The organism is Acinetobacter lactucae (assembly GCF_013344765.1).
Lineage (GTDB): Bacteria > Pseudomonadota > Gammaproteobacteria > Pseudomonadales > Moraxellaceae > Acinetobacter > Acinetobacter lactucae_A.
This window is the reverse complement of sequence record NZ_JABVBF010000119.1, coordinates 1-10,912: the sequence shown is the minus strand read 5'-3', so window position 1 is coordinate 10,912 and position 10,912 is coordinate 1. Positions and strand designations below refer to the sequence as shown.

The following is a 10,912-nucleotide window of genomic DNA, read 5'->3' as shown; positions in this document are numbered from 1 at the left end:
AATATGAATAATTATAATGTTTATAAAAGCTTTTATTCCGTACAAAAAGCAATCTATAAGTTATGAAAAATAAACAACTTAAATCAGATTTATCCATTTCCTTTTCATATATTTCTTGGTATGTTCAAAGACACAATAACAAGATGGAAGAAAGTGCACATGATGCTATATGGATATCATTTCTCGACAATAGAACATAACTGGGAAGACCTTAAGCCCTTAAATGAGTTTCTGCAAACATTCGCAGATGATGATGGTGACGTTTCGACAAGCGATAAAGAATCTCTTAAAGAAATCATAGCGAAATCTGATACTGCTTTGGCTCTAGCAAGAGAAATGGGTTGGGATGGCAGTTATACAGGTTGTCCTTATCTATTCTGGTTACCAAATAAAAATAGCCAATCTTTTGAATATGGCTTTGTATTTAAACAGACCTCAGATAATACAACTTTTGTGATTTCACCGATTGAATTGAACTATTTAGCCGAAGATTCTGAGGTACAAACATTAAGTAAAAATATTGAATAAGTGATATAGGTTATTGATTCAAATTTGAGATCAATAACCTTATCTTAATTTTAGTCGGTTAGTCAAACATACTTAACTGTGGTGTAGGTTTTATAATTTTCTCTTTGGGGACATGAGAGCACTCAAACTCTTCAACTGGAAAACCCTCAATAAAACTGGAAATATCAGGCGTTTCTAAGCTTAACCATTCATCTAAACGATCATGTGCAATCACAATAACTGATCGTTTAACATCGCCTGGCTCGTGAAAATCTTTCATCATAGGATGGTCGATGGCATCCATGGTCAGCATGCTTGCAGAACGAATAACGGTTTCATTTATTTTACAAATTTCATAGATCGCTGCAATGAAAAAAGCTTGCCCATCTTTACGGCGTACACCCCACCGCTCGGGTTTATCATTTATATATTTACTTTCATAAAACTCGGTCACTGGAACTACCCCAAACTTACATTTAAGGGCAGCTTCTTGAAAACTCGTTTTTTGGAAAATAGTCTCATGACGGGCATTGTAGGTATGTTTTGCTATGTTGGTGTCTTCAGCCCACTTTGGAACCAAGCCAAACATGACTTCACGCCATTCAAGACCTTGTGGTGATTTGAATAATAGTGGCATTGTTCCCGCAGGATAAACCTCTTCGGCATAGCTAAAGCCAACCACAGGCAACTGAAGTTGCTGTAATTGAGCAAGCGTTAAAGGTTTAAAGTTGGCACACATAGCAAGAATAAAATACTCTATCTTTACTTCTGTTATTTTATAAGCATTTAGACAATAAACCAAATAAAAAGGCACTCGAAAGTGCCTTTAACGACATAACTTTACGCTCAAGAAATATGCTGAATTCCTTGAGGAATAGCTTGTAATAACCGTTTAGTATAATCGTGTTGAGGATGCGCATAGAGTTCATCTGAGTTAGCAATTTCAACAACCTCGCCATGATTCATGACCATGACCTGATCAGAGATATATTTCACAACCGATAAGTCATGTGAAATAAAGATATAACTCAGCCCAAACTCATCTTGTAAGTCTTGCAATAAATTAAGTACTTGTGCCTGAACTGAAACATCCAAGGCCGAAACGGATTCATCACAAATCAAAATTTCAGGCTTGAGCGTTAAACAGCGTGCAATCGCAATACGTTGACGTTGCCCACCTGAAAACTCATGCGGGTATCGATAATAAGCTTGTTCAGGTAAATTCACTCTATCAAGTAAACCAAGCGCAATTTGTTTTCGCTCAGCATCATCTTTACCAATGTTATGAATTTGCATAGGCTCTAATAATATTTGCCCAATGGTAAAACGTGGATTAAGAGAAGCATATGGGTTTTGAAAAATGATCTGTATCTTTCGTTGATATTTAGCAAACTCTTTTTCAGTTAATGAAAGAATATCTTTACCTTCGATGAAAGCCTGCCCACCAGATGCCTGGTGTAAACGCATGAGCAACAACCCAACGGTCGTTTTACCTGAGCCAGACTCTCCGACTAAACCTAAAGTTTTTCCCTTTGCAAGCTTAAAGGAAACTCCTTTTACGGCCTGAAACTCTTCTTTGCCAAATAGACCTTTACGGCTATAAAAGCTTTTTTTCAGGTCTTTTACTTCTAAGATGATTTTCTCATCACCATCTAAACCCCGTTTACGCTGCGGTATTTCTGAAACATCAAAACTTTGTTCGACCAATACATCGTCTTCTTGACGCATAAAATCGCTGGTCACAGGCAAACGATAAGGTCGTTGTGACATTTGCGGGCGGCAATAGAGCAAAGCTCTCGTATATACATCTTTTGGCTGTTCAAGGACCTGTTCAGAAGCACCTTGTTCTCTAATTTCGCCATGACGCATCACAATGACTTTATCTGCAATTTCACCCACCAATGCCAAATCATGGGTAATAAAAAGCATCGACATTTGACGGCGCTTACGTAATGACTCGAGTAAATCAATAATCTGTTTTTGAATCGTAACATCAAGTGCTGTAGTCGGTTCATCGGCAATGAGCAGTTTAGGCTCACATGCAATCGCCATAGCAATCATGACACGTTGCTGCTGACCACCTGAAAGTTGATTTGGATAAGCATCAATTTTAGTTTCAGGTGAAGGTATACCTACTTCTTTAAGCAACTCTAAAACGCGTTGTCGGGCTTGTTTACGGTTCAATCCCATATGCAAACACAACACTTCCGCAATTTGATTGCCAACCGTAAAAACAGGATTTAATGATGACATAGGCTCCTGAAAAATCATGGCAATATCTTTGCCACAAATTTTACGCATCTCTGTACGAGATAAGCTGAGCAAGTCTTTTCCTTCAAATATAATTTTACTTTGCTCATCGATTTTACTCTGACCTACAGGTAGTAATCCCATAGTTGCCAAAGAAGTAACCGATTTGCCGCTACCCGACTCACCTACTAAAGCAACCGTTGTGTTTTCTGGAATATCAAAGCTAATTCCCTTTACAGTTTCAATATATTGCTTATCTTCACCTTTAAAACTTACTCGTAAATTTTTAACATGCAGCAATGGCGCATTTTGATTTTCTTGTTCGATCATTTTGGTCTTCCTCTTATTTTAGTTTTGGATCTAATGCATCACGAAGTGCATCAGTAAACATTGAAAATGCCGTTACCAAAACAGCCATTGCGACAGAAGCTGCGACAAGCTGCCACCACTTACCTAAAAGAAGTTCACTTTGTGCTTCATTTAACATGCTTCCCCAAGACACTACGCCTACTGGCACACCAAAACCTAAGAAACTCAAGATGACCTCAGATTTAATAAAAGAAACCACCAGAATTGACATCTGGACTAAAGCAATATGGCTGACATTAGGAAAAATATGAACGAACATACGGCGGAAGTGTCCAACGCCAATTGCTTTGGCAGCAAGAACGTACTCACGTGCAGTATGTTTCATATATTCGGCACGAACTAAACGGTAAACACCTGTCCAACCCGTTAAACCTAAAATCAGAACAATAGATAAAATGCCTTTTTGTTGAAGTACGGCAGCAATAGCGAGAACTAATAATAAATATGGAATTGAGGTAAAAATGTTATAAAACCAGTTGAGAATATCATCGACCCAACCACCGAAATATCCAGAAATTGCACCTAAAAGTGTACCGATACCTACCGCAAGTAAAGCAGATATCACCCCAACAATGATTGAGGTTTCAGCACCTTTAATGGTCTTTTTAAAGACGTCTTGTCCCCATTTATCAGCTCCAAATACAAGGGTGCTTTTAAGTTCACTTTGCTGATCAAGTAAATGTCCTCCAAGTTGCTGATCAATGGCCTTCATATCATCAGCTAATGGGTCCACTACACCATAATAATCAATCGCGCTTCCAGAACTCTTTTCTTGTTTAATTTCAGCCTTAAGTTGGTGAATTACATCTTTTAAAGGATCGACAGGATTTTCTGGTAATTCCTCATCTACAGCAGCCGTATTTTTCAAAGCTTCAGTTGTCTTGTCTGCCCCTATAAATGTAGGTGGAGCGTAACTTACAGCAACTTCTTTATTCCAGTCAGATGCAATCACACCAGTCATTGATAGAAGCAAGATAATAAAATAAAGCAATACAATCACTAGCGATGACATCGCGATCTTGTCGGCCCGAAGACGACGCATGGCAAGTTTCCACAGGCCAGATGAATGAGCTTCGGCTTTTGTTTGTTGTTTTCTTTTTGATAAAACGCTCAGCATAGCCCACCTATTTCAACTGTACACGTGGATCGACCACTTTGTAGACCAAATCGGCAATCAGGTTAAAAATCATGGTTGCAGCTGCAATGTAAACTGTAATTGCTTTAATTACAGGAAAATCACTTCGCTCAACTGCAATAATCACCTCTCGACCAATACCGGGAATACCAAAAAAACGTTCAATTAAAAATGCGCCTATAAGCAATGCAGGTAAAGTTGACATCACATCGGTAATAATAGGAATTGAAGCATTACGCAGTACATGTACCCCTAAAATTCGACTTTCACCTACACCTTTGGCGCGTGCTGTTCGAACATAATCCTGATTAATTTCATCAAGCACAAAGCTACGATATAAACGTAAAGTCGGTGCAATACTCACCACCAGCATGATTAGAATCGGCAGTAAGGCAAACTTAAATAAATTATCAGTAAAGCTATCGCTCCAGCCTTGTACAGGGAACCAACTTAACTGATAAGCCAGAACATATTGAAAAACAATAATGTAAACTAAAATACTAATCGACATGCCGATAGTACATAGCATCATAACCATACGGTCAGTTAGAGAGCCTCGTACCGCGGCAACAGCTAATGCCAAGATAATTGAAATAACAGTCTGTAAAATAGTCAGTGGAATTAGAAGCGTGAGCGACGGTCCTAATCGAGTTAAAATAATTTGAGAAACAGGTTCACCAGTACTCCAGCTCGCACCATAATCAAAAGTCAGTATTTGTTTAATGAAAATCCAGAGCTGAACGTAATAAGGCTGATCGACACCGAGCTGCTTACGAATGTTTTCAATCTGCTCAGGATTAGACATCTTGCCCGCTAAAATATAAGCAGGATCGCCACCTACCCAGTTAAAAAGAATAAAAATAAGTAAGACTACCCCCAACATGGTTGGAATCATCTGCCATAAACGCCGAATAACATATGCCAGCATAGTGATAATTCCTTATTTAACCCGTTGTCCGGTAATTTCGTTAAAGAATGCTTTATTGTCAGGATCACGGCCAAGGAAATCTTTAACTAATTCAGCTGCTGGTTTTTGGCTACCTTGCGATAAGATCGTTTGACGGTAACGTTGCCCTACTTGTGGGTTATTAAGATTGTCACCATACGCAGAAAGCATGTCTAAAGCTAAAACCTCAGACCACATATAGCCGTAATAACCTGCTTGATAACCACCCATCAAATGCCCAAACTGCCCCGGGAATTCAGTTGTTGGCACATATCCTAAGGCTGTAGCTGCTTCCATTTTTTGCCAATTTTCTAAAGGTTTCACTTTTAAAGCATCAGCAGTGTGCAGTGACATGTCATATTGTGCATAAAGGGTCTGACGCGCATAACGTAAGCCACGACCATAGTTATGTACTGCTTTTAATCGGGCAATTAACTCATCGTCAACACGTGGACATGCTGGATCACAATAATCAGCCACTTTAGATAAAGTCTCTTTATGGCGCGCCCACTCTTCATACATTTGAGACGGCGCTTCTACAAAATCACGCTCTACGGATGTTCCCGACTGACTGGCATAACGTGTATTTGATAAAATGCCATGTAAAGCATGACCAAACTCATGAACAAAAGTTTCAAGCTCGTCACTGTTTAAACCTTTACGGTTAAAATTGGTGACCAAAGCTGAAACGGGTAATCGATTGGTTAAAGTGCTGCCACCGTATACTCCCCAAACCGCGGCATGACCATATTTCCCTTCACGAGGAAATTTATCCATATATAAGCCGCCAAGAAGCTTTCCTGTTTTTTTATCAACTACATCGTAATATTCAACTTCATCCTGCCATGCTTTAGCTTTGACAGGTTTAAAATCAATACCATAAAGGTCAGATGAAATGGCAAACAACCATTTTTGAGCAGCTAAAGTCGGAAAATAATCACGAAGCTTTTCCTGATCAATCTGATATTTACTCTTACGGAGCTTTTCGCTCCAGTAAGCTTCACTCCAACGTGTGATCTCGGTTTTTTCTAATGGTGTTTTTAAAGTTTGTGCTTTAAATGCACGAAGTTCTTCTACTTCTTTGCGTTCAAGTGGTGCTACTGTTTTTTGGACTTCTGCCAAAAACTGATTTACAGCTTCGGGCGTTTTTGCCATACGGTCTTTTAAAACCCAATCTGCATAACTTGCTTTTCCAAATAACTGAGCAAGCTCATAACGCAAATCAATTGCTTGTTTGAGTAGTTTTAAATTTTGCTCAGTACCACGTCGAGTAAAGGCAATTTGATATCTTTTTCGGGCATCATCATTATCTGCAAGCTCCATAAATGGACGATATTCTGGATATTCAAAACCTAATAAATAATTACCTTTAGCATTTTTCTTTAATGCTGAAATATAACTTTGAGGCACCCCCTTCATTTCTTCAGGAGTAAACTCAAGTTTCTCCGGATTATCACGGACATTACGCGCATATTCTTGTTCTAGTTTGGTCAACTCATCCAGAATAGCTTTCATTCTTGCACGCTTTACTGGCTCAAGTTGAACACCTGTGTCTTCAAACTGATCTAGAATATCTTGACGATATTTTTGGTCTATCGGATCAGTAGCTTTTGTATTCTTAATGACGTTATATAATTTTGAATTTTGAAATATATCAGTATGAAACTGATTAATTTTGATTTCACACTCTTCTGATGCCTTACGTAACTTTGCATCTGGATCGACGTTACTATATAAACTTATCGGGCCTGAAAAATCTTCAAAATGCGCAAAAATTTTATCCCATTTTGCCAAAACTGGAGCAGCTGCTGCATTGGTTTTAACAGGTGTTTTTTCAAAAATTGAAATCTCTTGTTGAATCTTTTTTATATTTGCATCACACCATGCTGGAAGTTGTTGTGCTTTAAGTAATGGCAAAGTAGGACGTGTTGTCTCTGCCGTTGCAAATTGACTTATACTCATGGCCAACATACATAAAGTTGACATTTTCAGTGCATTATTTTTCATCGTATCTCCAATTTTTTCATTTAATGATTAGATTTAGTATTTGTATCAATATCGAAGTACATCCATTCAGCATGTAAAATCGGATGCTTCTTATATCCAATGATTCTTGGTTGAGCCAGCATATTTCTATAACGTGCATACAACACTTGCACTGGCATATACACTTCTAACAAACGTGTCATTTTTCGATAAATCACGTCTCGTTCTGGGCCTGGCTTAACCTGTTGAGACTGTCGGTATAATTGATCAAACTCTGGTATTGAACCGCAAGACCAGTTGGTCATATGAGTATTGGGGCCATAAAAATTCTGCATAAAATTATCCCCATCCGGATAATCGGCGATCCATGCAGAAGAACCAAACATCCCGTCACACTGTTTTTGTGCCCGAATGAGGTCTGAAAAGAGCATAGGCTTGTACACCATACGGATATTCAAACTGTCAAAGTTCTTTTTCCAAAGCTCAGCGCTTTGCTGACCAATACTGTCATTACGCGCCATATATTCAATGACCAGAGGCTTGCCATTTGGTTGTGTACGCCATCCTGATGCATCTTTTTTGTAGTTATATTTATCTAATAATAGATTTGCTGCTTTTACCGAATATGGTGTACTGGTTCTGTATTGAGGATCATTTCCTACTACACCTGGTGGAATTGGAAAATGTAGACGCTCTGCATCATCATTTCTTACTAGTTTGATTTCTTGCTCTATCGAACGAGACATCGCAATCGCACGGCGTAAAGCAATTTTTTCTTTGCTCATTCCCCCAACGACTGGATTTTTAAGATTCCAATAAATATAGCTAATTTCGGGGTCAACAATGCGAGATAACTGCACACCTTCTTTAGCAAGTTCAGGTCTTAATTTGCCATCTTTAACCGCTTTTGCGACCAGTTGGCCTTCAAGCTGAAATATATCAACCTCACCACGCTGAAATGCTAGCCATCGTGATTGGTTTTCTTCCATCACCTGAATATCAATTGTGCCTATTTGAGGCATTTTTTTACCCTTAAGACGCTTTACCATTGCCTGATCTTCAGGGCTACTGGCGGTAAAATTCCAAGTAAAGCCGCGATAATCAGGATTCGCTTTTAAAACAATGCGCGATGCTGGCACCCACTTGCTCAGCACATAAGGACCTGTACCTACAGGGTGGCCCATTACATAACCGGCTTTGTCTTTATACTTTTCAATGACTTCACGTGCCACCGCACCTGTGGGGTCATGGGCCAGTAATAAAGGAAAGTTATAGTCTGGCTTAACTAAACGAATCACCAAAGTGTATTTATCAGGTGTTTGTAAACCACTTACCTTTTGGTCATAGTTAAATTTTCCTGATTTATTGGCGGCTTTGACTAGCGCATCCATACCTTCAATTTTGTTTTCCAATAACCAACTATTCGGAGAGCGTAAATTCGGGTCCAATAAACGCTTAAAAGAATAAGCATAATCGTAAGCTGTTAACTCTCTTGGTTTACCTTTAAAAACAGGGTCTGGCGTAAAATAAATGCCTTTTTTAATGTGAATGGTATAAGTCAAACCATCTGCACTAACTTCGGGCATAGTCGTAGCAATATGGGGAACTAATTTTGCGGGCCTTGCTAAATAGTCATAGGTATATAAAGTTTCAAATATTGAAGTGGTTACATGCGCCGAATATAAATCATGGATATAAGCTGGGTCGAAACCTGTTTCAGCTGTTGGAAATACATAACGTAAAACTTTATTTGGATCGGCTGGGCTTTTAGCAAAAATACTTGTAGTTCCAGTTAATGCCATACTAGCGAATAAAAGGCTGACACTACAACGCTTGAGCTGTTTTATTAAATTTTCAGTCATAATTATCTTTATCTAAAATTATTTTTTAACAGGGGTAATATCAAGATATTGCCAGTTTGTATTCATCATCGGGTGAGGTTTAAAACCCTGAACTTGTGGCCGTATCAACCAATTACGAATTCGAGTTACATGAATAATCCAAGGATTATCAGCTTCAATCTGGCGGTTAAGCTTTTCGTAATATGGTAGACGTTGTTGTGGTGGCAAATGAGTGGCTTGATTATAAAGAGCATCATAAGTTTTAGACTGATAACAGGCATGGTTTCCCTGTCCAGCATTTGGTCCATATAGTAATTGCGCAAAATTATCTCCTTCGGGATAGTCAGCAATCCATGCGCCACTCCAAATCATATATTTACATTGAGTTGCGGCTTTTAAGTTATCTGCAAAATTACTTACTTTAAAGTCTGCACGAATCCCAATCGCGTCTAGATTTTTTTTCCAGAGTTCAGAATGAATAACTGATGCTGAGCTATTCTCATTATTAATTTTTAAAACTAAAGGTTTGCCATTTGGCAAGGTCCGATAGCCATCAGCACCTTTTTTATAACCATAATAATCAAGTAGTTTATTTGCTAACAGCGGATTATATCCTACGCTACTTTTATACTTCGGGTTATACCCGTTTACACCTTCAGGTATAAACATTTCTGCTCTAACTGCCTGACCTTTATATGCCTGTTTTATGCTTTCTTTTTGGTCATAGGCCAAAGTAATTGCTCGACGAAGCGCAATTTTTTCTGGACTAAAACCGCCAATCACCGGATCACGCATGTTCATCATCGTATAGGTAATTTCAGGTTCCTTATATGGGAAGTGTTTAATTCCTCTTTTTTTAAAAGAAGCTTTAAGCTGATTTCCATCTAAAGCTTGAGGAACAGCATCTGCTGTAAGTTTGTCAAAGTCTAATTGACCAGATTGAAAAGCTAACCATCGTGACTGTTGTTCTTCAATAATACTGACCACCACCTTACCAATTTGGGGCATTTTCTTCCCAGACATTTCTTTAACAAGCTGGTTATCCCACGGTGTTCCTGTCGACTTAAAGTTCCAAACAAAACCACGATAATCAGGATTAGCAACCAACTCGACCTTACTTCTTGGTACATATTTATCCAACATGTAAGGACCAGTACCTACGGGATGCATACCAATACGGTCACCGTAATAATCGACAACCTCTTTAGCAACTCCGCCAAAGGTAATATATGCAAGAATATAAGGAAAATTATAGTCTTGGCGAGTGAGAGTAAATTGTAGCGTATATCTATCAAGTGCTTTGACCCCAACAATTGGGACGGCATAATCAAATTTTCCAGTTTTTTTTGCCTGAGCTACAACCGCATCAGCACCTAGTAACTTACCATCAATAAAAGAAACAGAAGGTGCTCTATTTTTAGGATCTAAAATGCGTTTAATTGTATAGACGTAGTCCTCAGCTACCAACTCACGGCGTTTACCTTTAAAAGCGGGATCATTGGTAAAATAGATACCTGGCTTAATTTTAAAAGTATAAACTTTACCGTCTTGTTCCACTTTGGGCAGACTCTCTACTGTATAGGGAGCTAACTGTAATGGACGTGCTAGATAGTCATATTTGAGTAAAGGCTCAAAAATTGCCTCAGCAATATTAGCACTATAGAAGTTGGTAGTTTTGACCATATCGAAGCCATCATCTGGGGCTTCATAGGCAACATGCAAAATTTTGTTTGGTTGCGCTGGCGTAATTGCGTAAGCACAAGGAACTGATGTAATAGCCAGACTTAAAATGGCGAGCTTAAAAAATTTTAATTTCAAGTTCATACCCACGTAATTAGTTTTTTAAAAGATATTATCCTTTTGAGTAACATCTAAATC

8 protein-coding genes are annotated in these 10,912 nt (G+C 38.5%); 1 reads left to right on the top strand and 7 read right to left on the bottom strand.

The window, feature by feature from the left end:
- The first annotated feature begins 159 nt into the window (after positions 1 to 159).
- Positions 160 to 528, top strand: coding sequence for a hypothetical protein (locus HUN22_RS12185; RefSeq protein ID WP_174729707.1), 369 nt, complete (start codon positions 160 to 162; stop codon positions 526 to 528).
- A 58-nt stretch (positions 529 to 586) separates the two neighbouring features.
- On the opposite strand, the gene HUN22_RS12180 is transcribed toward HUN22_RS12185, so the two are convergent.
- The 7 genes from HUN22_RS12180 to HUN22_RS12150 form a co-directional block, all read right to left on the bottom strand.
- On the bottom strand, positions 587 to 1,246 hold the full coding sequence (locus HUN22_RS12180; protein WP_174729712.1) for an SOS response-associated peptidase family protein: 660 nt from the start codon (positions 1,244 to 1,246) through the stop codon (positions 587 to 589).
- Between the two features lie 107 nt (positions 1,247 to 1,353).
- Entirely contained in the window at positions 1,354 to 3,087 is a 1,734-nt protein-coding gene (locus tag HUN22_RS12175) for an ABC transporter ATP-binding protein (RefSeq protein ID WP_174729704.1), read from the bottom strand.
- A 13-nt stretch (positions 3,088 to 3,100) separates the two neighbouring features.
- The gene (locus tag HUN22_RS12170) at positions 3,101 to 4,243 is read right to left on the bottom strand and encodes an ABC transporter permease (protein WP_174729701.1); all 1,143 of its coding nucleotides are present in this window, start codon (positions 4,241 to 4,243) and stop codon (positions 3,101 to 3,103) included.
- Positions 4,244 to 4,250: 7 nt separating this feature from the next.
- Positions 4,251 to 5,189 (bottom strand): ABC transporter permease, encoded by a 939-nt coding sequence (locus HUN22_RS12165; RefSeq protein ID WP_005304778.1) that lies wholly within the window; start codon positions 5,187 to 5,189, stop codon positions 4,251 to 4,253.
- A 12-nt stretch (positions 5,190 to 5,201) separates the two neighbouring features.
- Positions 5,202 to 7,214: a M3 family metallopeptidase gene (locus HUN22_RS12160; RefSeq protein ID WP_174729697.1), complete on the bottom strand. Its 2,013-nt coding sequence runs from the start codon at positions 7,212 to 7,214 to the stop codon at positions 5,202 to 5,204.
- Positions 7,215 to 7,234: 20 nt separating this feature from the next.
- A complete protein-coding gene (locus tag HUN22_RS12155) occupies positions 7,235 to 9,058 on the bottom strand; it encodes an ABC transporter substrate-binding protein (RefSeq protein WP_174729710.1) in 1,824 nt (607 codons plus the stop codon).
- A gap of 15 nt (positions 9,059 to 9,073) precedes the next feature.
- Positions 9,074 to 10,864 carry an ABC transporter substrate-binding protein gene (locus HUN22_RS12150; protein WP_174729694.1) on the bottom strand — a complete coding sequence of 597 codons (1,791 nt, stop codon included), beginning with the start codon at positions 10,862 to 10,864 and terminating at the stop codon, positions 9,074 to 9,076.
- Positions 10,865 to 10,912 lie beyond the last annotated feature (48 nt).

What these genes read in the sequence shown, in the direction of transcription:
- HUN22_RS12185 (WP_174729707.1), top strand. Translation starts at nt 160, where the DNA reads ATGATGCTATATGGATATCATTTCTCGACAATAGAACATAACTGGGAA.
- HUN22_RS12175 (WP_174729704.1), bottom strand. Translation starts at nt 3,087, where the DNA reads ATGATCGAACAAGAAAATCAAAATGCGCCATTGCTGCATGTTAAAAAT.
- HUN22_RS12180 (WP_174729712.1), bottom strand. Translation starts at nt 1,246, where the DNA reads ATGTGTGCCAACTTTAAACCTTTAACGCTTGCTCAATTACAGCAACTT.
- HUN22_RS12160 (WP_174729697.1), bottom strand. Translation starts at nt 7,214, where the DNA reads ATGAAAAATAATGCACTGAAAATGTCAACTTTATGTATGTTGGCCATG.
- HUN22_RS12170 (WP_174729701.1), bottom strand. Translation starts at nt 4,243, where the DNA reads ATGCTGAGCGTTTTATCAAAAAGAAAACAACAAACAAAAGCCGAAGCT.
- HUN22_RS12165 (WP_005304778.1), bottom strand. Translation starts at nt 5,189, where the DNA reads ATGCTGGCATATGTTATTCGGCGTTTATGGCAGATGATTCCAACCATG.